Consider the following 24,832-nt stretch of genomic DNA (forward strand, 5'->3'; position numbering starts at 1 on the left):
CCCATCCGTCCCCGGGCGTACCGATACCCCTAGAACAGCACGTCACCGGCCCGGCAGGGAAACCGGCAGGGCCGGAAAACAGAGAGTTAAGTAACTACCAGAGATATTTATCCGTAAGCAATCTCTCGCATGCCCGCAAATCCGGACAGATCGAAACCCGGACGGATCCCCGCCCCCGCACGGCGCAAGGGCCCGGACGCCCCCGCCGCGTTCCGGCGCCCAGCGCCGCCCCCGTCGGCCGTGTGGGAAAGTTCACCTGTGCGCAAGAAGGCTGTAGGGGCCGCATATCGAGGCGGTACCGTGCCTTCCCGCCGCATCGCCGCCGGAGATCCGATTACCCTGTTTGGGTGTTGTACTTCCAGATCATGACTCCCGGAGACCGGCGGAAGCCGCGCCACGATTCCGGCCGCACGCCGGTGGCGGGCGCCCGCGGGGTGCGCCCGTGACCGCGCCCCGACACGCCCTGCGCGTGATCAAGAAGTCCGCACGCATCGCGCTGCGGCGCAGCCCGGTCATGAAGGTCGGTGCGACGGTGCGCCGCCGCGCCGCCTCCGGCCTCGCCAGCGGCCGCAACACCCTCGTCGACTCCGTCCTCATGCCCGCCGCCCACGGCTCAGCCGCCCGCGTCCAGTACGCCGCCGTCCTGGACGGTCACACGCTGAACCTGCACGCGGCGCTGCCCGCCGGCACCGAGGCCGCCGAGGACCCGGCCGCGCGCGCCCACCTGCTCCTGGTCAACGGCGACACGCGCCTGCGGGCCGAGGCCCGGCTCCAGCGGGACGAGGCCGGCCGGATGACGGTCGCCGCGACCGTCCTGCTCGGCGAGGAGATCGGCGGGCTGCCCGTCACCACCGGCCGCTGGACCCTCGGCCTGGAGCTGCGCGACGACGACCCCGCGCCCGTACGGCTGCGCCTGCTCGGCGACGGCCCGCCCGACTACGCCGGCCCCACCCGCCCGCTGGCCACCTGCCCCCGCACGGGCCGTCGGCACCGCCTCGGCCTCACCACCGCCGGCCAGCTGCGCCTGACCGTCGCACCGGCACAGGCCAGGGCGGAGATCCTGCGCATCGACCGTTCCTTCACCGGCGCCGGGCTGCTGTTCGCCGTGTACGGCCAGGCCGTCACCGGCGACGGCGCCGGGCAGCCCGTCGTCGAGCTCGTCGACCAGCAGCGCCGGCAGGTGCTGCGCCAGGCCGTCGAGCCGCTGCCCGGCGACGACACCGCCTGGCGGGTCACCCTGCCGCTGGCGAGGCTGCTGGCCACCACCTCCGGCCGCCAGACCTGGTCCTTCCGCCTGGTGCCCGGCTCCCGCGGCGCCAAGCCGCTGGACCTCGGCCGCCACGACCACGACCTGACCGCACCCCGCAAGGTCCTCACCCCGCCGGCGTTCACCGTGCGGGCCGAGAACGGCACGTTTGTGCAGGTCAAACCCCAGTACACCCGCCGCGGCGCGCTCCAGCTCGTCTGCACCCCGCGCAGCCTCGGCACCACCTGAGGCAACCGAGCAGACCAGAGCGCCGTCTAGCCCACCGAGGCCACCGCACCCGGACCGCCGCACACTTCGAAGGCCGCACGTGAAAATCACCTTTCTGCTGACCTCCGCCGACACGATGGGCGGCACCGAGCGTGCCACCCTGACGCTCGCCGAGCTGCTTGCCCGGCAGCACGAGGTGGAGATCCTGAGCGTCTTCCGCACGCGCGGCGAGTCGTTCTTCGACAGCGGCACCGTGCGCGTCCGCAACCTCGTGGACAAGCGGGGCCCGCAGCGCCCCGTACGCACCGCCCCGGCCGGCGGCCCCGACCTGACGGCGGCCTACAAGCGCCTCGCCGCCACCCCCAGTGATCTGGTGCGGCCCGAATGGGAGTCCGCCTTCAACCGGCTCAGTGATCTCGAGCTCGGCGAGGCCCTGCGCACCATCGACGCCGACGTGCTGATCTCCACTACGCCGGCGCTCATGGCGTACATGGCCCGACTCGCCCCGCAGCACGTGCTCACCGTCCATCTGGACCACCGGGTCTCGGAGCTGCGCGGCACCTCCGGCGAGCCGCTGCGCATGTTCGCCTCGGCCATCGACGGACTGGTCTCCCTCACCGAGCGCACCCGCGAGTGGTTCGCCGAGACCCTCGGCGACTGCGCCCCCCGCCTGGCCACCATCGGCAACGCCCTGCCCCACGGCTTCCGCCCGCGCTCCACTCTGGAGAGCCGCACCGTGGTCCTGGGCGCCCGCCTGGCCGCCGAGAAGCAGATCGAGCACGCGATCCGCGCCTTCGCCACCGTCGCCGCCGACCGCCCCCGCTGGAACCTGCGGATCCTCGGTGACGGCCCCCGCATGCGCGCCCTGAAGGGCATAGCCGGCCAGTACGGCGTCGCCGACCAGGTCCAGCTCGTCGGCAGCACCCCCAACATGGCCGAGGAGTGGGCCAAGGCGTCCATCGCCATGCTCACCTCGCGCGTCGAGGCCTTCGGCCTGGTGCTCGTCGAGGCCCAGGCCGCCGGCGTGCCCGTCATCGCCTACGACTGCCCCAACGGCCCGGCCGAGATCCTCACCGACGGCCACGACGGCCTCCTCGTACCGTTCGGCGACGAGGGCGAGCTGGCTGCCGCCCTCGCCCGGCTGATGGACGACGACGCCCTGCGGCAGGAGATGGGCGCCGCCGCGCTCAAGACCTCCGCCCGGTTCACCGACGGCGAGGTCGCGCAGAAGTGGAACGAGCTGCTCCAGGAGCTGGCCGCCTACCGTGCCGGTGACGAGCGCGACGCCGACAAGGCCCGCCGCCGCATCCTGCAGGCCGCCGCCGATGCCGGGGGCGGCATCGCCGGGGCCGCGGTCCCCGAGAGGATCGACCGGCCCCACGCCGGCGTCGCCGACAAGGCGCACGAGGTACGCATCGAGGCCGCCCGCCCCGACGTCCGCCGTGCCGGCGGCCAGATCTGCCTGGTCCGCGAGGACACCACGCCCTTCGAGGTGATGCGGGACAACCTCGACCTCGCGGTCGACGTCCTGGAGTCCCTGGACATCCCCTACCTCCTCACCGAAACTCCCCAGCTGCGCCACACCCTGGCCGTGGACGCCACGCACCGCGACACCTTCCTCAAGGACTTCGCCGAGCGTTACCGCGACGAGCCGGTCTACGCGGCTCTGCTCAACGAGCGCGGCGCGGTCCTGCGCACGATCCTGGCCGCTGTCCTCAGCCCGGCCGCCCTCCCGGCCACGTGCACCACCGTGCGCGTCTTCCGGCCCGTCCTCACCGGCCGCGGCCAGCTGCGCGTAAGCGGCGTCTACGGCTGCGACGTCGCGTTCTGGCGCGACACCGAGGACGACGAGAGCACCATCACCATCCCCGGCGGCATCCGCTACGGCGCCACCCTGCCGCGCAGCGTGCTCCAGCAGCCCGCCCGCACAACGATCGGCGACCGCGACTACAGCACCGTCGAGGCGTACACCAGGACGTTCGTCGACCAGGTCGACTTCCCCATCGACGTCGTCTACACCTGGGTCGACGGCACCGACCCGGCCTGGCTGGAGCGCAAGGAGCGGACGCAGGCCGAGCACGGCATCCTCGCCGCCGCCTCAGCGGGCAGCTCCGCCCGCTTCCGCAGCCGCGACGAACTGCGCTACTCCCTGCGCTCGCTGGATCTGCACGCCCCCTGGGTGCGCAACATCCACCTCGTCACCGACGACCAGGTGCCCGAGTGGCTCGACACCGACCACCCGCGGGTGCGCGTCGTCAGCCACCGGGAGATCTTCGGCGACACCGGTCGTCTGCCCTCCTACAACTCCCACGCCATCGAGAGCCGGCTCCACCGCATCGAGGGCCTGGCCGAGCACGTGCTGTACTTCAACGACGACGTCTTCCTCGGCCGCCCGATGAAGCCCGAGTCGTTCTTCCTCGGCAGCGGCACGGCCAAGTGCTTCATCTCGCCCACGGCGGTCCCGGCCGGCGACCCGTCGCTGGACAGCGACCTGGTCTTCGCCGCCGCCAAGAACAACCGCGCCCTGATCGAGCGGGAGTTCGGCAAGACGGTCGCCAACACCTTCCTCCACGCGCCGCACCCGCTGCGCCGCAGCACCCTGGAGGAGATCGAGGAGAGGTTCCCGGAGGAGGTCGCCCGCACGGCGGCCGCGCAGTTCCGCGCCCGCACCGACCTCGCCATCACCTCGTCGCTGCACCACTGGTACGGCATGTTCACCGGCCGTAGCGTGCCCAGCGCGATCAGCTCCGCCTTCGTCAACGTCGGCCTGCGCGAGCACCACGTCCGGCTGCACCGGCTGCTGGCGGCCCGCTCCCACGACGTGTTCTGCATCAACGACTACCACGACGGCGACGTCCCGGAGGACGAGCAGGCGGACGCCCTCGCGGTGTTCCTGGCAAGCTACTTCCCCGTCCCCTCGCAGTACGAGAAGGGCTCGGTGCGCAACCGCCGCCAGGCCCACGAGGCACGGTGACAAGGGTGGGGGGCCCCAGCAGAAGGAGCGTGCTCGCGGCCATGCTCGCCCTCGGTGTCGCCGGCTGTTCGAGCCAGGGTGCCGACAAGCCCGGGCCCTCCGCCCCGGCCGCCGTGCCCCGTGCGGAGGTCCCCGCCCGCAAGGACGGCACCGCCGGCGCCGTCACGCTGCAGATCGTCGCCCACCCGGACGACGACCTGTACTTCATGAACCCCGACGTCCAGCAGTCGATCGACGCCAACCACCGCGTGGTCAGCGTCTACCTCACCAGCGGTGAGGCCGACGGCCGCAACAACGTGCCCGGGCAGAAGGAGAAGCCCAAGCCGGACTTCGGTGGCTACGCCGGCTCCCGCCAGCAGGGTCTGCGCCAGGCCTACGCCCTGATGACGACCGGCAAACCGCTGGCCGAGTGGAAGCGCACCACGCTGGACCTGCCCGGCGGTCTCAAGGCCGAGGCGGACAGCCTCGCCGACCACCCCGGCGTCACCCTGGTCTTCCTGGGCCTGGCCCAGCACACGGCGGACCAGCCCGGCTCCGACGTCCGGCTGCAGAAGCTGTGGGCGGAGCCGAAGGCCGTCGGCCGTACCCGGGTGGCCACCGGCTCGACCGTGCGCGACGCGCACCCCGTCACCGGTGCCGGGGTCGTCGACGCGCTGGCCGCCGTGCTCGACCGGTTCAAGCCGACGCTGGTGCGCACCATGGACCCGGACCCGGACGCGCAGGTCCACGACGCCAGCAACCGCAAGCACCACGACCAGCCCGGCTTCTCCGACCACCCGGACCACACCGCCGCCGCCCAGTTCACCTACGCGGCGCTCGACCACTACAAGGGCCCGGGCCAGGGCAAGCACTTCACCGTCACCGCCTTCCGCGGCTACTACAACGAGCGCTGGCCCTACAACCTGACCCCGGCCGCGGTGCGCGCCAAGGCCGACGTGCTCAACGCCTACGGTGGTTCCCCCGGTCTCGGCTGCGGCTTCGCGGCGGGCTGCGGCGACTACGACGTCGGCCGCGACCGCAGCTACGGAACGGGCTGGCTGCAGAGCACGACCCACCGCTACCCCGGCACCACGACGTGGCTGCAGCGCGGCCACGACAACCGCCTGACCGCGTTCGGGGTGCTCGACCGGCAGGCGGCCATGTGGACCGAGACCGCCCCCGGCAGCGGCCGCTTCGACGGCCCGAAGCTGCTCGGCGGCGGCCCGCTCATGCCGCACCTCGCCGTCTCGCAGACCAAGGACGGCCGCTGGCAGCTGTTCGGCGAGCGCATCGCCGGGCTGGGCACCGGCCCGGAGGGCAACCGCCGCGAGATCGTCGCCCTGGAGCAGGAACGTTCCGGCGGTTCGTTCGGATCCTGGACCTCCCTCGGCACGCCCGACCCCGGCCCGGCGCGTGACCGCCTCACCGGCGCGCCGGTGGTGGCCCGCAACGCCGACGGCAGCGCACAGGTCTTCGCGCGCAACGCGGCCAAGGGCGTGAGCACCACGCACCAGGCGGCCGACGGCAGCTGGAGCGCGTGGACGGAGCTCGCCGACGCGGTGCCCGGCGGCGTGGGGGGCGGGAGCGAGGACCCGGAGCGCACGCCCCGCCGCGACGCCTCCGGCAACTCCGGCACCGGTGGCCTCGGCGGTCTCGCCGAGGGGCCCCGCACCGGCTCCGGCGCGCAGTACGGCGCGGGCGGCCCGGACGAGGTGCAGGAAGGCCTCAGCGCGGTCACCGACAAGGACGGCCGCATCCACGTGGTCGGCTCCGGCCACGGCACGGTCCTGCACTGGGCCCAGGAACGGCCCGGCGGCAAGCTCATCCCGTCCTACGACGGCCGCCTCCCCACCCCGGCCGACCCGCCGACGCTGTTCGCCCAGCCCGACGGTTCGCTGTTGCTGACCTACCGGGAGCCGAAGACGTCCAAGCCCCTGGCGTACCGCCTCCCGGACGCCGTCGGCAACCAGTGGCAGCCGGTCCACCTCGGCCTCGCGGGGCGCGGCTACGGCGTCATGGCCCTCGCCGGCGACCCGGCCGACAAGGCACGCGCGGTCCTGGTGACCCGCAACAGCTCGGGGACGCTCAGCGCGAGCGGTATCGGGCAGGGCGCCAAGCAGCGGTGGTCGACGTTCGGCACCCAGATGGTGGGACCACCGTCCGTCGCCGTGGACGCCAAGGGGCGGCTGGTCGCCGCCTCGCTCACCCCGGAGGGGACGCTGCAGGCGGGACGCCTGGAGTTCACGTAAGAGGGGTGCGAAAGGGGTTGGCCCCCACCACGGACTTGAGTTCCAGTGGTGGGGGCCAACCCCTTTCGGCTGTGCGGGTCAGGAGCCGGAGGGCCAGGCGGCGCGGCCCTCGGCGATGACGCCCTTGCCGTCACCGGCGTACCAGCGCAGGTCACCACGGCCCCAGCGGGCGAAGAGGTCACCCTTGCCGTCGCCGTTGAAGTCGCCGCCCAGGACGACCTGCATGGTGTCCCAGCTGTTGTCGCGCCACATCTCGCGGGCGTTGTCGAACGAGCCCTTGCCGTTGCCGGCGTACAGGTGCAGTGCGCCGTCGGCGGCCACGGCGGCGATGTCGTCACGGCCGTCGCCGTTGAAGTCACCGGTGGCGATGCGCTTCTTGGTCCACGTCTTGTCGCGCCACATCTCGCGGCGCGTGCCACCGGTCAGCGTGCCGTCGGCGGCGGTCGAGTAGGCCATCAGCGTGCCGTCGTCCCACTGGGCGATCAGACCGTCGCGGTTCCAGCCGTCACCCTTGTAGCGGGCGACGAGCGGAATCCTGCCCCAGGACGCGTCCTTCCACGCCGGCTTGGCGTCGGCGAGCTTGCCGTTGTCCAGGCCCGCGTAGAGGTGCATGCTGCCGTCACCGGCGACGGCGAGGATGTCGGCCTTGCCGTCGCCGTTGAAGTCACCGCCGATGATCTGCTTCTTGCCGCCCCACGTCTTGTCGCGCCACAGGTCGCGACCGTACTCGAGGGTGCCGTCCGCACCGGCGTAGAACGCGTGCAGCGAACCGTCCTTGAGTACGGCGGCGACGTCGGTGCGGCCGTCGTTGTTGAAGTCGGCGGTCGTCATGACGTTGGTGAGCTCGCCGGACCTGCCGGTCAGGCGCTGCTGCTGGATCCAGGAGTTGACGTCGTCGACCCGGGTGCTCGTGGCGCCCTTACGTGTCTCGGCCTCGTCGGTGCCGAAGCAGCCGCCCTGCCAGGAGGCGGTGTTGACGGCGGCGAGCTCGAAGGCGCCGTCCTTCTCACGGAAGGCGGGGCCGCCGGTGTCGCCCTTGCAGACGGACGCGTCGGCGGACTTGCCGGCGAGGTCGAGGGTGGCGCCGGAGACCGCGCCGATGCCGAAGACGGCGGTGTGCAGGCGCTCGGGCGCCCATTCGTCCTTGGTGCGGCCGTAGCCAGTGACCTTGAGCTCGTCGCCCTGCTTGGGCTCGTAACCGGCGATGCTCACGGGGGCGATGCCGGTGACGGGCTTCGCGAGCCTGACCATGACCAGGTCGCGGTCGCCGCGCGGGACGAGCTCGACGGCGTCGACGACGGTGCCGGTCTCACGCGTGAGGTCGGTGCGGCCGACGGTCACGGTGGTCTTCTGCTTGGGCTTGCCCCCGGTGATACGGAAGCCCTGCGCGGGATCGTCGGCGAAGCAGCTGGCGGCGGTCAGGGCCCACTGCTGGTCGACGAGGGCACCGGTGCAGCTGCGCTTGCCGTCGCCGATGTCGATCTTCGCGGTGAACGCGTACTGGCCGTCCTTGGCCTCGTCGCCGACGACGGCGTGGGCGGGGACGGCGGTCAGAGCGGCGGCCCCGACGGTGGAGGCGATGAGGCCGGTGGCCCACGCGAGGCGTGAACGCTTGTCAAACATGGGTTGCTTGCTCCTGGGGGAGGTGCGGCGGAAGGACAGGGGCCCCCGCCCCGGTGATGCAGGGAGGGGGCCACATGCGAGCGCTGGGTCAGCCGACGAGCTGGACCTCACCGCGCGGCGACGTGCCGTTGGCCTCCACGCCCGGGTAGTAGCTGAGGTCAGTGGTGTTCCAACGGATGAGGACGTCGTTGGTGCGGCCACTGGAGTTGGTGAAGTTGCCCACCGTGATCTGCGAGGCGTTCTTCCAGAAGTAACCCTCGGGCGTCAGCTGGACCCGGCCGTGGTAGCCGGCGGTGTCGACACCCGGGAAGACCTGGGTCTGGCCGTCGTTCCAGCGGATCATCAGGTCCGCGGTCTTCTTGCCCGTGAACTCACCGGCGGCGATCTGGACCGCGTTCTTCCAGCCGTCGTCCGCGTTGGTCAGCTGCGTCTCCTTCTTGACACCGTTGGCGTCGGTGTCGGAGTACATCGACGTGGAGCCGTTGTCCCACAGGACCAGCAGGTCGTCGCGCAGGGCGTTGGCGGTGTAGCGGCCGGCCGTGATGAGGCGGGCGCGCTTCCACGTGTCGCTGAGGGCCAGGGTCTTCTCGTCGTGGAAGCCCTTCGCGTCGACGTGGGTGTACGTCGACAGCTTGCCGCTGGCCCAGCGAACGGTCAGGCCCTCGGAGCCGTTCTCGGTGAACTTGCCACCGGTGACGGCGCGCGCGTCCTTCCAGTAGCTCCCTGCGCCTTCGAGCTTGTACTCGGCGGTGAAGGGGTACTTGGGGTCGCTGTGGTCGGCGCCCTGGAAGAGGCTGGCGGAGCCGTCCTTCCAGACGACGAACAGGTCCATGCGCCGCTTGCTGTCGGCCGAGCCGCCGGTGAAGTAACCGGAAGCCAGGTGTACGGCGTTCTTCCAGTCGGCGCGCTTGAGCAGTGTGCGGGCGTAGGTCTGCTGGACCCAGTCGGCGACGTCGTCGACGCGGGTGCCGACCGCGCCCTTGCGCGTCTCGGCCTCATCGGTGCCGAAGCAGCCGCCCTGCCAGGAACCGGTGTTGATGGCGGCCAGCTCGAAGGCACCGTCCTTCTCGCGGAAGGCCGGACCGCCGGTGTCGCCCTTGCACAGGCTGGCTTCGGCGGACTTGCCGACGAGCTCGATCGCCCCGGCCGAGACCGCGCCGGCACCGAAGGCGGCGGAGTGCAGGCGCTCGGGTGCCCACTCGTCCTTGGTGCGGCCGTAACCGGTGACCTTGAACTCGTCGCCCTGCTTGGGCTCCATCTTGCTCACGGGCACGGGCATGACGCCGGCCACGGACTTGTCGAGCTTGACCATGACCAGGTCACGGTCGCCACGCGGAACGAGCTCGACGGCCTTGGCCGTGGTGCCGGTCTCGCGGGTGAGATCGGTGCGGCCGACGGTGACGGTGGTGTTCTGCTTGGGCACACCGCCGGTGATGCGGAAGCCTTGCGAGGGGTCGTCCGCGAAGCAGCTCGCCGCGGTGAGCACCCACTGGCTCTCGACCAGGGCGCCGGTGCAGCTGCGCTTGCCGTCACCGATGTCGATGCGGGCGGTGAACTGGTACTGACCGTCCTTGGCCTCGTCACCGACGACGGCGTGGGCCTGGGTGCCGGTCAGGACACCGGCGGCGACGGAGGTGGTGAGAAGTCCTGCTGTCCACGCGGCGCGCGGAGCCTTGCCAGACATGTGTTTCTTCCTATGGATCTCGGAGAGCGGCCGGGAGGCGGGGCGCCGCGGCCGGATGTGCCAGCAGCAGCGGCTACTTCTTGGCGACGATCTCCAGCAGGGTGAACTCACGGCGCTGCGGGTCGGTGGACTCGCCCACCGAAGTCCAGGCATTCTTGTCCAGCTTGAACGACTTCTCTTCGTTGGCCGTCACCATGTTGACGTCGACGTTGTAGTCGTTGCCCTTCGCGAGGTAGACCGCCGGCATCTCCAGGCTCAGGTAGCCCGTCTTACCGGTGACGCGGAAGCAGTACTTCCCCTGGCCGACCTTGTCCGTCTCCTGCATGTTCCGTGCGTTGATCTCGATCAGGCCGGGACGGCTGTCGCACGGGACGAGAACGATGTGCCCGTCGCCGCGCTTCAGCTTGATACCGCGTTCCTTGAAGATCTTGTCCGCCTGCGGGTACTCGAAGTCCTCGACCGCTGTGGGCGGGGTGTCCGCGGCGATCGCGGTGGCGGAGCCGGTCGCCGCGGTGGCGGCCACGACGACACCGGCGGTGAGCAGACGGGAAAACAGCCTCATCGGTACGGTTCCTTGCCCTTGTGAAGAATGCGATAAGAAAACGCGCGCGCCATACGTGTGCGCACGTGTGCCCGTCCGGCAAGGAACCGGGTTGGTTCGGTCGGACCCCCCAGTCACCATTGCCTGGCCTCATGGCGCAACGACTGCCCCCTGCGCTCGGACCGGCGCACTATTGATATCACCCGTCTGGGATGTCCCGAAAGCGGGGCTGAAGTGCCGTCACGTGCCGGGCGTCCGCCGACATGCCTTCTGCCCGCCCATACCGGGATTTCGGGAACCATCGCCCGCTTGGCCTGATCCCGTGCGTGCCGCTCCCGCTCTGCATGGGCGTGACCTAAAAAGACCTTCGTGTCGGTTCCCCTATACGATCATGCGCGTGTTGCGGCAAGTGCCGCCTCATGACGGGTTCTTAACGGATCCGAGTTTTTGAGGGGATATGACCAACAAGAGATCAATATCAAGTATGCCGCGGACGCGGTATCTGCGTACACGCCTCTCGGCGCTCACGGCTCTCACGCTGTCCGTGACGGTCTTCGGCACCACGGTGGCCGCGGCCGTTCCCGCAGATCCGGCCGGGCTCCCGCTCGCCGCGGGCGCACGTGCTCAGGTGGTCGAGGCGTGGCAGCTCGGGGGGATGGCGACCAAGGACGCGGCGGCGAAGGCGCTGGCGGGCTCGGACGCGGACATCAGCACATTCCTGAAGTCGGGCCTCGAACATGCGACGGTCGAGGATGAACGCTTCGCCGTCGCGAAGATGCTCAACGTCTCCGGCGCGGGTGTCCGTGCGGCCGCTCAGAAGGCGTTGAGCGGTTCGGATGCGGACCTGCACGAATTCGTGAAGTCCGGCTACCAGAAGCCGCTGGACGACGACCGCAGGGTCGCGGTCGCGACGGTGCTGAACAACAGCGAGCGCGGGGTGCGCGCGGCGGCGCAGAAGGCGCTCGACGACGGCTCCGCCAAGGCGATGGACGACTTCCTCGCCAAGGGCCGGTTCACGGCCCAGGAAGAGGACGACCGCGTCCAGGTCGCTACGGTCATGCAGGCCGGCGGCCCCGAGGTGAAGAAGCTCGCCAACCGGGCGCTGAGCGGTTCGGCCCAGGACCTGCGGGAGTTCCTGGAGACCGGGCAGTACGTGGCCCGGGCGCGGGACCAGGAGAGCTTGACGGTCTCCCAGCTGGCACAGGTCGCCGAGGAGGCGGGCAAGCGGGCCAAGGCGGAGACCGATGCCGCCAAGGAGGCGTCCTCCCGGGCCGAGGAGGCCGCGAGGCTCGCCAAGGAGGCCGCACAGAAGGCCGCCAAGGAGACCGCGGCGGCCAAGGACGACCTGAACCGGGCCGGCCAGGCCGCCAACCGCGCCGCCGCAGCGGCCGAAGGCGCGGCCGCCGCGGCCCGGACGGCGATCCAGGCGTCCAACACGGCCGTCTCCGCGGCTCGCACGGCCGCCGCCGCGGCCCAGGCCGCCGCCTCCGCGGCAGCCGCCGCCGGTCAGGCCGCCGCGCGTGCGTACCAGGCCGCTGCCGCAGCCGCCGGCAACGCCGGCGAGGCGTCCGCGGCCCGTCAGGCCGCGCAGGCCGCACGTGACGCCGCGGCTGGTGCGCGCACCGCCGCCTCCGCCGCGTCGCACGCCGCCGACGCCAGTGCCGAGGCCGGGCGTTCCGGCGCCGCCGCCGCTCGCGCCGCGCAGAATGCGGCGGAGGCGGCCAACGCCGCGGCGGACGCCAGCAGCTCCGCGGGCGAGGCGACCGCTCAGTCCCGCAGGGCTCGTGAGGCCGCCGACGTCGCCGGCAGCGCGGCCGCCACCGCCACCGCGGCGGCCGGCCGCGCCCAGTCGCTCGCCGACCGCGCCGCTTCCGAGGCGCGTGAGGCGCACCGGGCGGCCAACAGCGCTGCCGACCACGCCGAGAGTGCCGCCAAGGCCGCGGACGAGGCGGCTGCCCAGGCCGGCAAGGCCCAGGACTGGGCGAAAAAGGCCACCGATCATGCCAACAGCGCCATCGCGGCCGCCAAGGCCGCTACCGGCGCCTTCGAGCAGGCTCAGAAGGTCGAGCAGCTCGCCCGCGACAGCGAGAAGGCGCAGCTCGAAGCCGGTACGAAGCTCGCCGTCGAGGAGGCCAAGGCCCTCGCCAAGGCCGAGCAGGAGGATCGCGACCAGGCGACCCGGCTGCAGACCCAGGCCGCCGGTATCGACGAGGCGACCAGGCAGCTCGTGGCCCAGGCCGCCGACTCGGCCGACACCAAGGCCGCGGCCGCTCTCGGCCGCAAGGCCGCCGTCGGCCTGATCGGCAACACCGGCGCCTGGACCCGCCAGGCTGCCCAGGCCGTTCTCGCCGGCACCGACCAGGACGTCGTCGTATGGGCCAAGGCCGGTTACGCCAAGGCCCTGCGCCAGGACGACCGGGAGAAGGTCCTCGTCCTCGCCAAGATCGGCGGACCCGCACTCGCCGAAGCCTCCCGCAAAACGCTGGAGGGAGACGACGCGGGGGTGGAGAAGTTCATCGGTGAAGGCGTCTACGCCATCCAGGCCGAGGACTACCGCGTTCAGATCGCCAGGCTCCTGGACGGTGCCGGTCCGGCCGTCAAGAGGGCCGGTGGTGCCGCTCTGAGCGACGGCAGCGTCAAGGCGCTGTACGCGTTCCTGACCGTCGGATACCGCGAGGCCCTCGCCGAGGACGACCGCGCGGAGACGGCCAAGGTCATGAGCGGCGGCGGCGACAACGTGCAGTCCGCAGCCCAGGCCGTGCTGTCCGGACCTTCCTGGATGCAGCACGAGTTCGTCACCCGTGTCCAGTACAAGGCGGCTCAGCTGGACCAGGACACCGCCACCCACGTCGCCGCCGTGCGTTCGCTGCTCGCCAACGCCGGCCGCACCGCGGCTCTCGCGAACCAGAACGCGTACCTGGCCTACGAGGTCGCCGCCAAGGCCCGCGACAAGGCCAAGGAGGCCGGCGAGTGGGCCGACAAGGCCTCGGCTTCGGCCAACGAAGCCAAGGACTACGCCGCCAAGGCGCAGAACAAGGCCCGCGAAGCCGACCAGTCGGCGGCATCTGCGGCGGCCTCGGCCAAGAAGGCCAAGGAGGCCGCGGCCACGGCCCGCCAGGCCAGCCGCCAGGCCAACTACTCCGCCAATCAGGCCGCCTCTTCCGCTGCCGAGGCCGTGGCCTCGGCGGAGAGCGCACAGGCGTCGGCCACCAGCGCCGGCCAGTCCGCTGCCGCCGCCGGCAAGGACGCTGCCGCGGCCTCACAGGCCGCGAGCGAGGCGAAGGCCATCGCCGTCCAGAAGCGCCAGCAGGAGCAGGCGGCAGCCGCCGCCAAGGCGGCGGAGCAGGCCAAGGAGAACGCCAAGAAGGGCGCCAACCCTTCCGACGACCCCAAGTACGACAGGCCCAGTGGTGACCAGGCCCCGAGCGGCAAGGACGACGCGCGCCGGTGGGCCGATTTCTTCAACCGCATGAGCACGGGTCTGGGAACGGCAGCGGTGATTACCGCGTTCATCCCGGCGGCGGACGTGGTTGTCACGCCCGCTCTCGGAGCACTGTCGATGATCTCTGGTGGAGTCAGCGCTGCGCTGTACTGGTACGCGGACGGATTCGGCAGTTCGGGAATGATCAGCGCGGTCACCGGTATGGCGCTCGGCGGAATCGGCAACACCATCAGTAAGGGCATCGGGATCGGCGCGAAGGCCCTGGGCGGTGCGGGTGCCGTGATGTCGAGAGTGGAAAGGACGACACATGTGATCAGCCAGTCGATCTCCCCCCTCGTGGGCTGGTGCACCTGGTAACGGGGCGGGATGCCGGAGCTAGGGTGATGATGACAACGAAGGCGGCACGGGCCCCAAGCGGCCTGTTCCGGCTGCGGAGCCCGCTGTCGGCTGAAGTCCCGACCGCATGACAAGAGCTGTGGGGCCCGCCGCCGCGGGCCCCACAGTGCCAAGGAAGGCGATGATGCAAGACCCTCCCTCCGTCCCGCTGCTCGTCTGGTGGGTCGTCGCCGTCGCGTCAACGGCGATATTTCTGCTCTTCTTCGTACCGCTGATGCCGAATCAGCGGTACAAAACGAGAATCTCCCTCGCGCCGTTGGCCGGAATCACCTTCGTTGCCGTGTCCTCGCTGGCGAAGAGCGACGGGCTCGGTGTGGCGCTGCCGATCTACTCGTCCGCGATCCTGGCCTTTCCGCTGGGTTTCCTGGGGCACCGGAATGAACTGCGGGAAAAGGCCCTGGAAATGGCCAGGGACGGGAAGCAGAGCCCGGAGAACGGTCTGTCCCAGGGGCTCCAGCTGCAACTGGTTCTGGTGATCGTGGTGATGGTGGCGATCGGGGCATGGTTCTCGATGTCGTCGTGAGCGGTGTCCCGCGGTCGCCCCTCGCTTCCCGGATGGAGCCCTCCGGCCCTCGTCGGCCGGAGGGCTCCACTGCTTCGTGTGATCGATATGCCCTGAATCGCTATACGATCACCCGCGTGCGGTGGTAAGTGCCACCGCACGCGGCGGGCTCTCACCAGGCCTGCGAAGCTTTTTGAGGGGATATGACCAAAAACGGAAGACCGTCGCCACGTGCGGCGAGAGCGCGCTCCCTGGGCCTGATAACCACGGCCCTCGCGCTCGCCACGGGGGTACTGGCCACATCGGTCGTCGGAGCGGCACCGGCCATGGCCGAGCCCGCGGTTCACACGCCCGGTGAACGGGCCCAGGTCCTCGCGCTGTGGCGCGCCGGGGGGAAGGCCACCAAGGCCGCTGCCGAGAAGGCGCTGCTCGGCTCGGACGAGCAGCTGAAGGGGTTCTTGGGCGGAGGCAGGAAGGCCGCGCAGGAAGAGGACGACCGGGTAGAGGTCGCGCGCCTGCTGGGGCAGGGCGGCAAGGGGGTCCGGGCGGCCGCCGAGAAGGCCCTGGACGGTTCGCCCGAGGACCTGCGGAAGTTCATGGAGTCGGGCTGGAAGGCTCCGTGGGAGGAGGACCTGCGCGTCTCCGTGGCCACCGTGATGAACACGGGCGGCAAGGGAGTCAAGAACGCAGGTCAGAAGGCGTTGAACACCGGCACCGTCGACGCCCTGCGGGATTTCGCTCTGGAGGGGCGCTACACGGCCCAGGAGGAAGACGACCGCTTTGAGGCCGGGGTCGTCATCGCCTCCGGTGGTCCCCAGGTGAAGAAGGCCGGAAGCGAGGCACTCAGCGGTTCCGCCGCGGATGTCTCCCGGTTCCTGGAGCAGGGCCAGTTCCTCGCCCGCGCACGGGACCAGGAGCGCATGACGCTCAGCCAGCTCGTGGACGCCGCCGCGGCGGCCGGGAAGAAGGCGACCCAGGAGACCGAGGCCGCGAAGGAGTCCTCGGCCCGAGCGGTGGCCGCCGCCAAGGCGGCCAAGGCGGCCGCGCTGCGGGCCGCCGCCGAGACCAAGGCGGCCAAGGACTCCGCGGACCGGGCGGCCGGAGCGGCCGGCCGGGCGGCGGATGCCGCCAATGCGGCCGCGGATGCCGCGCAGACCGCCATCGAGGCGGCCAGCGAGGCCCACTCGGCGGCACGCGTGGCCGCGAGCGCGGCCCAGGCCGCGGCCTCCCTCGCAGCCGCGGCCGGCCAGGCCGCCTCGCGTGCCTACCAGTCCGCGAACGCCGCGGCAGCGGACGCGGGTCAGGCCGCGGCCGCACGTCAGGCGGCCGAGGAAGCGCGCGATGTGGTCAAGAAGACCGACAACGCGATCGTGTACCTCACGGCCGCGCTGACGGCGATGGGCGAGGCCGTCATCGCCGCAAGGTCGGCGGCCAGCGCGGGAGCGAACGCCGCTGACGCCGCGGAAGCCGCAGCCGAGGCCGGCGGCCTTTCGCAGGCAGCCGGGGCAGAGGCTGCACGGGCACGTGCGGCAGCCGACCGGGCCCGTCGGGCCGCTAACGCCGCCAACAGCGCCGCCAACTCCGCTGAGGCGCTGGCCGGAGAGGCCGCCACGGCGGCCCGTGAAGCCCGGCAGGCCGCGAGCGACGCTGCGGCACATGCCCGAAAGGCGGCCCAGGCCGCGGACGAGGCCGCAGCACACGCGGGCCAGGCCGCGAAGGACGCGGCGAAGGCGACCCAGCACTCCGACGCCGCGACGGCCGCCGCCGACGCGGCTGCCGGCGCGGCCGGCAAGGCCGCCAAGGTCGAGGAGACCGCGCGCAAGACCGAAGCCGCGATGCTGGAGGCCAACAAGACCAAGCAGGTCCTGCGGGCCGAGGAGATGCGCAAGGAGTACGAGGCACAGCAAGCGCGGGTTGCCGAGGACAAGGCGGAAGCCCTCCGCATCGACACCGATACCCAGAAGCTGCTCACGGACGCGGCCAAGCCGGGCACGGAGGCGGTCACCCTGGGCCGCAAGGCCGCTCTGCGGCTGGCGACCGCCGGTGGCCCGTGGACCCAGCAGGCCGCTTCGGCCGCACTGTCCGGCACCGACGCCGACGTCCAGGACTGGGTGCGCTCCGGCCGGCAGATCGCCGCGGAACAGGACGACCGATCCCGCGTGGCACACCTCGCGGACTCCGACAAGCCGGCCCTGCGCAAGGCGGCCGACGCCGCACTGTCCGGATCCGCCAAGAACGTCGAAGAGTTCCTGCGCAACGGCCAGTACGTGCCCCAGGCCGACGACTTCCGGGTCACGATCGCCAGGATCATGAGCACCGGTGACGTCGCCGTGAAGAGGGCCGCCGGTGCGGCACTCGACGCCGGGAGCCCTCAGGCGTACGAGACGTTCCTGACGTCCGGCCAGTACAAGGCCCGTGAAGAGGACGATCGGGTCGCCGCCGCCAGGCTCAAGAACAATGGCGGGGCGCACATGAAGGCCACCGCCGACGTCGCGCTGGCCGGCCCGCCGGCCCTGCTGCACGAGTTCGTGGCGGTCGGCCAGTACAAGGCCGCCAAGCAGGACTACGAGACGGCGGTCCATGTGGCCGGTATGCAGCGACTCGTCGCCGACGCCAAGCGGTCCGCCGCGCTGGCCCGGCAGGACGCGGCCAAGGCCGCCGAGGCCGCGTACACCGCACGGGGCGCGGCCAAGGAGGCCCAGGGCTGGGCCGAGAAGGCGGCGGCATCCGCCAAGGAGGCCCAGGGCTACGCCGACCGGGCCCGTGAGTCGGCCAACCAGGCCGACGCGTCGGCCGCACGCGCCGCCGAATCGGCCAAGCAGGCGCGCAGCGCCGCGGACTCCGCCAACGCGGCCGCGCATGAGGCGAGTCAGTCCGCCGCTTGGGCCGATTACTCCGCCAGCAAGGCCGCCGCGTACGCGAGTGACGCCTACGAGTCGGCTGCCAGGGCGCACGACTCGGCCGTGGCCGCGGGCAAGGATTCCAAGGCGGCGAACGAGGCGGCGAACGAGGCCCGCGACGGCGCCATCAAGAAGTGGAACGACCAGCAGAAGGCGAAGCCGAAGACCGACAAGCAAGTCGACATCACCGACCCGGACGGTCATGCGTACATCAGCGACCAGGACGACGAGAAGAAGCATCCTCCGTTCCACGAACCGAGCATGGGGGAAAAGCTCTGGCGGGCGTTCGTGTACGGCCGCACCGGTGACCCGATGATCCACACCCTGGCGGCCGCGGAGGGCTTCGCCTGCTACACGGGCGAGATGTCCTGCGACCTGATCAGGCACTGGGAGAAGCGTTCCGGTGATCCCTACATCTTCGACGCGGACCAGATGCGGTCCCTCTACGACAACCCGACACTGAAGAGCAACCTGAATGAACGGCTGAACCAATACGCCAATGATGCGGCGTCGAAGTGCACGGGTTCGGAGGGTACGTCCTGCCAGGTGAATCTCGACAGCAACTGGATAGGTTTCACCTTTGCGCATCCGGGGTCGAAGGATCACATCTTCGCTCTCCACTCCATTCAATACCGGGTCAGCGGGAAATTGACCGCGACGGTGGAAGGAGCCGGGAAGGTAAAAATGTCCGGCGACTATCGTCTCGATGTCAAGAAGGAGTACAACTTCGACATCGACAAGCCGCCCATCGACATCTACGGGATCCCGGTGACCGTCAAGGATCTGGCCCGCGCCCCGAGCCAGGGGTACGCCCGCGACTACACGGTTCAGGGCGGAATGACGAACCGGCTCGACATATCGGGCCACCGGTAGTATTGCCGCCGGTGGTGGCACAGCATCCATGAAGGAGGACACGATGCGGGCACGGCCCACAACGCTTCCCGGGAGACCCTCGCGAATCCGCCGGGCGGCGATTGCCCTGGCCGTGTCGGCTCTCGCCGCCCTCACTCTCGCGGGGTGTTCGTCCGAAGAGAAGGATGAGCGGGCGTACCCTGGCAGTCCTGCCGGGCAGAGCCTTGAGACCGTCCTGAAGAGATTCGAGCTCCAGCTCCCGTCGTGCGACGTCGAGGGCCTGGGATTCTCGGGGTCGTCGCGCTACCCGGAGGAGAAGCTCAGCCTGAGCTTCCGAGCTCCCAAGCCGTGCGTCGACAAATTCCTGCGGGAACATGGCGCTGTCGACGTGGAGAAGCCTTTCCACTGGCCCACCCAGGGAGCGGACTCCCCGCAGGATTCCTACTTCTTGGAGGAGGACTCCAAGCGGTTCGGCTGGGAATTCGATCACAGCAGGCAGTACGACGTGCACCGTGGCTTCCATACGTCGAACGGAAGCCTGTTCAAGGTCTTGGTGGACCCGCGCGGCACCACGGAGACGGTGTACATGCAGTCCACGTTCGTCGGCGGGTCCTGAGCCTCCGGCGCGTACTGACGAAGCTCTCCAGCCCCATGGGGCTGGAGAGCTTCGGTCTTTCCGAGGTGCGCTCCGTCACCACCCGTCCGTCAGCCGCAGCGCCCTGCTGAATTCGGCGTCCCCGGTGTTCACCCACTCGTACAGATCCCCCGACGCGTCGCTGCGGGCGATCAGGTGGGCCGTGCCACCGCCGTAGAAGGTGCCGGCGGTGGTTTCCGAGTAGGTCCAGCCGCCGGTCAGTTTCCTGGGCCCGCTGAACTCGGCGTTGCCTTCGCCGGGCCACAGGTAGAGGTCGTATTTCGCGTCGCGGGCGATGAGGTCGGCCTTGCCGTCTCCTGTGAAGTCACCCGCCACGGTCTGGGTGTAGTCCCAGCCCCCGCTCAATTTCTGCGGACGGCTGAAGCCACCCCCACCTTCGCCTGCCCACAGGTAGCGGTTGTTCTTCGCGTCCCTCGCCATGAGGTCGGTTTTTCCGTCTCCCGTGAAGTCTCCTGCCACGGTTTGGGTGTAGTCCCAGCCGCCGGTCAGTTTGCCCGGCCTGCCGAAGTCGCCGCCGCCCTCGCCCGCCCACAGGTACAGGTCGCCCTTCGCGTCCCTCGCGACGACGTCCGCCTTCCCGTCCCCCGTGAAATCGCCCGCCGCGGTCTGCGTGTAGTCCCAGTCACCCGACAGCTTCCTAGGTTTCCTGAACGTGCCGTTGCCCGGCGCGCTCCCCTCCCAGAGGTACAGGTCGGCGTGGGCGTCGCGGGCAACGATGTCGGCGATGCCGTCGCCGGTGAAGTCCGCCGCCGTGGTCTGGCTGAATTTCGGGGTGAAGCGCGTCGGCGGGGTGGGGCCGGAGAGGGTGTCGGACAGGGCCTGGCAACCGTTGTCGTTGAAGTGGAGGCTGTCGTCCCGCTCGCTCGTGCCGTGGTAGGCGGCGAAGAGTTTCTCCGGGTCCAGCGGGTCGCGGGTCGCACGGTCGAAGTCGGTGTGGGCGTCGATGTCGTGCGTGGTGCGGATGTAGTCGTTCACCTGCCGGCGCACCTGCTCGCGCGCCGGGGTGAAGTAGCCGTTGCCCTTGAAGGGCGGGATCGTGGCCGCCGTGAAGGTGAGCCCCACCGCGTGGGAGCGCCCGGCCAGTTGCTTGATCCCGGCGATGAGGTCGGCGCTGCCGGCATCGTTGACGATGTCGTTGATGCCCTCGTAGAAGATCACGGACCTGACGTTCGGCTGGGCGAGCACGTCGCGGTCGAAGCGCTCGAGGGCGCCGGGGCCGTAGGCGCCGCGAGCGCCGCGGCTGAGCACACGGTTCGCCGAGATGCCCGCGTTCACCACTCCCATGGGCCGGCCCTGCGCGCGCAGTGCCCGGGCGTAGGCGTCCGTCCAGCGGCGGTTGGCGTTCGGTGTGGACCAGCCGCCGTCCGTCTGGGAGTCGCCCAGGGCGACGACCGTTCCGCCGCTGCCGGCGGCCGTCACGTCGAGGCCTGCCAGGAAGGACCAGTGCGGGAAGTCCGAGAATTTCTCCCCTCCTGCCTGCCCCGCCCGGTCCGTCGTGTCCCCGGGCGCCGACTTGTAGGAGGTCGTCAGCGTGTACTCGTGGTACGGGGCCGACGTCACCGCATCCGGCAAGTAGACGCTGATCAGGAGGTTTTCGTCGGCCTGCACCGGGAATGCCGCGGCGTCGCTGTACATGTCCCCGCCGGGCCGGATGACCGTCCGCTCACTGCCGCCGAAGGTCAGGGTCACCGGCTTGCGGGCAGCCGAGGCGCCGTTCGACTGGCGGGCGATCGTGGCGTGCCCGATGGTCACCGGGTCCTCGCTGAAGGTGTTCACCAGGTGGATGCGGGACGTGCTGCCGCCGATGCCGGTGTGCACCACCATGCGCAGCGTCTGCTTGCCGGCCACCTTGGACTCCTGTGGGTCCCCGGCCGAGGCCATCGCTGTGCCCCAGGTCCTTGTCCAGCCAGTGTCCGGGTTCCCCGCCGCCTCGGCGGCATCGGCCGGGGGCGGGGCCGGCATGAGGCAGGCCATGCCCGCCACTGCCGCCGCCCCGAAGAATCTGCCGCCCCGGAGCCGCAGAGCCCGTCTCATCCGTCCCGTCTCCTTCACTTCCCGCACACTCTTTCCCGCACAAGAAAACCGGCGGGGCTCTCGGCCGCTTGGCTGCCGATGCTCCGCCGTCGTTGTGCGAGTATTTCAGGAAGAAGTGGACGAGTTGAACGTGAAGTTCGAGTGTCCCGTCGCCAGTCGGGTGCCGTCCGGGGCGTATGCCGTCACCTGCAGCTGCCAGTGGACGGCCGGCGTGGGGACGATGAAGGTCGGTTTCCAGTCCGTGCTGTCCCAGTTGAGGACGGGGGAGCTGATGGTGCTGTCCTCGCTCATGCTGAGCCTGGTGGTGTCGTTGTAGGTGTGCCACTTGATGTAACCCGACCTGCCCTTGAGGCCGGCGAAGGTCACGTTGGCCTGCACCTTGGTGACGGTCGGGGTGACCGTGCCGAGCGGGGTGACGCTGTTGACCTTCGCCGATACGCGCACCGGTGCCGTCGTGGACAGGACGGGGGAGGGGCTCCGCGGGGTCTCGGGAGAGGCGGTCGGTGTCGGCGGGGGCGGGTTTGGGTGGTCGTCGGAGGCGAAGGGGCCCGCCTTGACCAGGACCGGGATCACGGCCGCCAGGACCACGGCCAGGCCGCCGGTCACCCAGTACGTCCACACGCGCGACCAGAAGCGGTTGTCGGGCGGGACAGGCGGTGGCGGAGGCGGGTTCGGCGGTGGTGGCGGAGGGTCTCCGTCCGGGCTCATGCAGCCACCCCCCTCGGCGTTGCCCCTCGCATGGGAGGAAGCTACACCCGAATCGGCCGTTCAGCCCTGGAGGCAAGGACGTTGGGAGCGCGAGTGCGACGCCATGCGCCCCCTCTTCAGCGACGCGCCGCCCACGCGATGAAAGTTCAGCACCACTGGCCTTCACCGTCGCCCCGGCCCCACGCGGTGCGTGTCACCCCGGCCCCACGCGGTGCGTATCACCCCACGCGGTGCGTATCACCCCGGGCGATCCCGGGCGGCCCCGGGCGATCCCCGGCGGCCCCGAGCGGCGCGCCTCACCCCCGCGTTGCGCATATCACCACATGTAAGGCCCGCGACGCCCCCATGCCCATGACACCATGAGGAGTCACTTGAAAGTTATATGACTCCATGGAGCGACGCATGACGGAAACCGGCCCCGCCCAGGCCGCGGACGCCAGGACGAACGGCGCCGATGCCCCGGCCGTCGCCGCCGCCCGGCGCACCGGCCTGGTCGTCACGCTCGTCCTCGGCGGGCTGACCGCCCTGCCGCCCCTCTCCATGGACATGTACCTCCCGGCCCTGCCGGAGGTCACCGACGCCCTGCGCAGCCCCGCCGCGACCGTCCAGCTCACCCTCACCGCCTGCCTGATGGGCATGGCGCTCGGCCAGCTCGTCGTCGGCCCCATGAGCGACAAGTGGGGGCGCCGCCGTCCACTGCTCGCGGGCATGGTGATCTACGTCCTCGCCACCGCCGTCTGCGCGTTCGCCCCCACCGCCGAACTGCTCATCGGCTTCCGGCTCGTCCAGGGCCTGGCCGGGGCCGCGGGCATCGTCATCGCGCGGGCGATCGTCCGCGACCTCTACGACGGCGTGGCCATGGCCCGCTTCTTCTCCACGCTCATGCTGATCTCCGGCGTCGCCCCCGTCGTCGCACCGCTCGTCGGCGGCCAGATCCTGCGCCTGACCGACTGGCGGGGCGTCTTCGTCGTCCTCACCGCCATCGGCGTCGCCCTCACCCTCGTCGTCTGGCGCCGCCTGGACGAGACCCTGCCGCCCGCCCGGCGCCAGGCGGGCGGGCTCGGCGAGACGCTGCGCACCATGCGGGCCCTGCTCGCCGACCGGGTCTTCGCCGGCTACATGCTCGCGGGCGGCTTCGCCTTCGCCGCGCTGTTCGCCTACATCGCGGCGTCGCCGTTCGTCGTCCAGGACATCTACGGCGCCTCCCCGCAGACCTTCAGCCTGCTCTTCGGGGTCAACTCCGTCGGGCTCGTCCTCGTCGGCCAGGTCAACGGCAAGCTGCTGGTCGGCCGGGTCAGCATGGACAAGGTCCTGGGCGCGGGGCTCGCCGTCATCACCCTCGCCGCCGGTGCCCTGCTCGTCATGGCCTGCGGGGTCCTCGGCACGGCAGGGCTGGTTCCCGTCTCGGCCGGGCTCTTCGTCCTGATGTCCGCGATGGGCCTCGCCATGCCCAACACCAACGCCCAGGCGCTGATGCGCTCCCGTGACGCCGCCGGGTCCGCGTCCGCACTGCTGGGCACCTCGACCTTCCTGCTCGGCGCCATCGCCTCCCCGCTCGTCGGCATCGCGGGCGAGCACACGGCGGTGCCCATGGCGCTCGTCCAGCTGTGCTGCGCGCTGGCAGCCGTGGGCTGCTTCCTGGGGCTGTGCCGACCGTGGCAGCGCACAGGCGCGACGGCGGACGCCTAGAAACGCCTAGAATTCGTCGAATGCACGCCCCCGCACCTGCGCCGACCGGCGAGAACCTGCGCACCGCCCTTGCCGGCCTCCTCGACGGGCTGCCGCCCCGCCAGGCCTCCCAGGCCGTCGAGCGGCTGATCGCCAATTACCGGGGGCGCACCCCGACCCACACCCCCGTACTGCGCGACCGCTCCGACGTCGTCGCGTACGCCGCGTACCGCATGCCGGCCACCTTCGAGGCCGTACGGTCCGCCCTGGAGGCGTTCCGCGACCGGCTGCCGGAGTGGACGCCCGCCACGCACGTCGATGTCGGCGGCGGCACCGGCGCCGCCACCTGGGCGGTCGCGGCGGCGTGGCCGCAGGGGCAGCACCGCACCACCGTCCTGGACTGGGCCGAGCCGGCGCTCGCCCTCGGTGGCGAGCTGGCCCGTGCCGCGCAGTCCGAAGCGCTGCGCACCGCCGACTGGCGGCGGCAGACGATCGGCAGCGGCCTGGCCGTCCCCTCCGGCACGGACCTGGTCACCGTCTCGTACGTCCTGGGCGAGCTCACCGAGGCCAACCGCCGGGCGGTGACCGACGAGGCGGCCCGTGCGGCACGGGCCGTCGTCCTGATCGAGCCGGGCACGCCCGAGGGCTATCTGCGGATCATCGAGGCGCGCGACCGCCTGATCGCTGCGGGTTTCCGCGTCGTCGCGCCCTGCCCGCACAGCGCCGCCTGCCCGATAGAGCCGGGCAGCGACTGGTGCCACTTCGCGGCGCGGGTGAGCCGCTCCTCGCTGCACCGGCAGGTCAAGGGCGGCTCGCTGCCGTACGAGGACGAGAAGTTCTCGTACGTCGCGGCGGTACGGGACGAGGAGCTGCCGGCCGAAGCGCCCGCCCGGATCGTGCGCAGGCCCCAGATCCGCAAGGGCCAGGTCCTGCTGGAGCTGTGCACGCCCGGGGACGGTCTGGCGCGCGAGACGGTGAGCAAGCGGCACGGCGCCCTCTACAAGGGTGCGCGGGACGCGGACTGGGGTGACGAGTGGCCGCCGCCGGGTGAGGCCTAACCGGGGCTCCGCCCCGGACCCCGGTCCTCAAGCTCCCCCAGCTACCGCTGGGAGGTGCCCCCGGACGGGCTGAATATTCAGCCCGTCCGGCGT

14 protein-coding genes are annotated in these 24,832 nt (G+C 71.1%); 9 read left to right on the forward strand and 5 right to left on the reverse strand.

The window, feature by feature from the left end; translation table 11 throughout:
- Window positions 1-442 precede the first annotated feature (442 nt).
- The 3 genes from AB0F13_RS24560 (at window position 443) to AB0F13_RS24570 (ending at window position 6,676) form a co-directional block, all read left to right on the forward strand.
- Window positions 443-1,495: a hypothetical protein gene (locus AB0F13_RS24560; protein ID WP_362086194.1), complete on the forward strand. Its 1,053-nt coding sequence runs from the start codon at window positions 443-445 to the stop codon at window positions 1,493-1,495.
- A gap of 79 nt (window positions 1,496-1,574) precedes the next feature.
- On the forward strand, window positions 1,575-4,448 hold the full coding sequence (locus AB0F13_RS24565) for a stealth conserved region 3 domain-containing protein (RefSeq protein ID WP_362086197.1): 2,874 nt from the start codon (window positions 1,575-1,577) through the stop codon (window positions 4,446-4,448).
- 29 nt (window positions 4,449-4,477) lie between these two features.
- On the forward strand, window positions 4,478-6,676 hold the full coding sequence (locus AB0F13_RS24570) for a PIG-L family deacetylase (RefSeq protein ID WP_362086199.1): 2,199 nt from the start codon (window positions 4,478-4,480) through the stop codon (window positions 6,674-6,676).
- 78 nt (window positions 6,677-6,754) lie between these two features.
- Here the strand turns inward: AB0F13_RS24570 and AB0F13_RS24575 are convergent, their stop codons facing one another.
- From AB0F13_RS24575 to AB0F13_RS24585, 3 genes are all read right to left on the reverse strand, one after another.
- Window positions 6,755-8,299 (reverse strand): FG-GAP-like repeat-containing protein, encoded by a 1,545-nt coding sequence (locus AB0F13_RS24575; RefSeq protein WP_362086202.1) that lies wholly within the window; start codon window positions 8,297-8,299, stop codon window positions 6,755-6,757.
- Between the two features lie 88 nt (window positions 8,300-8,387).
- The gene (locus tag AB0F13_RS24580) at window positions 8,388-9,983 is read right to left on the reverse strand and encodes a trypsin-like serine protease (RefSeq protein WP_362086205.1); all 1,596 of its coding nucleotides are present in this window, start codon (window positions 9,981-9,983) and stop codon (window positions 8,388-8,390) included.
- Between the two features lie 73 nt (window positions 9,984-10,056).
- The gene (locus AB0F13_RS24585) at window positions 10,057-10,545 is read right to left on the reverse strand and encodes a hypothetical protein (protein ID WP_362086208.1); all 489 of its coding nucleotides are present in this window, start codon (window positions 10,543-10,545) and stop codon (window positions 10,057-10,059) included.
- A 463-nt stretch (window positions 10,546-11,008) separates the two neighbouring features.
- On the opposite strand from AB0F13_RS24585, the gene AB0F13_RS24590 reads away from it, so the two are divergent.
- The 4 genes from AB0F13_RS24590 (at window position 11,009) to AB0F13_RS24605 (ending at window position 19,232) form a co-directional block, all read left to right on the forward strand.
- The gene (locus AB0F13_RS24590; protein WP_362086211.1) at window positions 11,009-14,323 is read left to right on the forward strand and encodes an ALF repeat-containing protein; all 3,315 of its coding nucleotides are present in this window, start codon (window positions 11,009-11,011) and stop codon (window positions 14,321-14,323) included.
- Window positions 14,324-14,483: 160 nt separating this feature from the next.
- Window positions 14,484-14,885, forward strand: a complete 402-nt coding sequence (locus AB0F13_RS24595) for a hypothetical protein (protein ID WP_362086214.1) — start codon at window positions 14,484-14,486, stop codon at window positions 14,883-14,885.
- A 305-nt stretch (window positions 14,886-15,190) separates the two neighbouring features.
- Window positions 15,191-18,637 carry an ALF repeat-containing protein gene (locus AB0F13_RS24600; protein ID WP_362086217.1) on the forward strand — a complete coding sequence of 1,149 codons (3,447 nt, stop codon included), beginning with the start codon at window positions 15,191-15,193 and terminating at the stop codon, window positions 18,635-18,637.
- A 28-nt stretch (window positions 18,638-18,665) separates the two neighbouring features.
- Window positions 18,666-19,232 carry a hypothetical protein gene (locus AB0F13_RS24605; RefSeq protein ID WP_362086220.1) on the forward strand — a complete coding sequence of 189 codons (567 nt, stop codon included), beginning with the start codon at window positions 18,666-18,668 and terminating at the stop codon, window positions 19,230-19,232.
- A 75-nt stretch (window positions 19,233-19,307) separates the two neighbouring features.
- On the opposite strand, the gene AB0F13_RS24610 is transcribed toward AB0F13_RS24605, so the two are convergent.
- Window positions 19,308-21,305 (reverse strand): FG-GAP-like repeat-containing protein, encoded by a 1,998-nt coding sequence (locus AB0F13_RS24610; RefSeq protein WP_362086223.1) that lies wholly within the window; start codon window positions 21,303-21,305, stop codon window positions 19,308-19,310.
- A 105-nt stretch (window positions 21,306-21,410) separates the two neighbouring features.
- Window positions 21,411-22,013, reverse strand: a complete 603-nt coding sequence (locus tag AB0F13_RS24615) for a hypothetical protein (RefSeq protein WP_362086226.1) — start codon at window positions 22,011-22,013, stop codon at window positions 21,411-21,413.
- A gap of 402 nt (window positions 22,014-22,415) precedes the next feature.
- Between AB0F13_RS24615 and AB0F13_RS24620 the strand changes: the two genes are divergently transcribed.
- Window positions 22,416-23,702, forward strand: coding sequence for a multidrug effflux MFS transporter (locus tag AB0F13_RS24620; protein WP_362086229.1), 1,287 nt, complete (start codon window positions 22,416-22,418; stop codon window positions 23,700-23,702).
- Window positions 23,703-23,722: 20 nt separating this feature from the next.
- Window positions 23,723-24,739 (forward strand): small ribosomal subunit Rsm22 family protein, encoded by a 1,017-nt coding sequence (locus AB0F13_RS24625; RefSeq protein WP_362086232.1) that lies wholly within the window; start codon window positions 23,723-23,725, stop codon window positions 24,737-24,739.
- Window positions 24,740-24,832 lie beyond the last annotated feature (93 nt).

Origin of the sequence: Streptomyces sp. NPDC026206, from assembly GCF_040638465.1 — a bacterium.
Classification (GTDB): Bacteria; Actinomycetota; Actinomycetes; order Streptomycetales; family Streptomycetaceae; genus Streptomyces.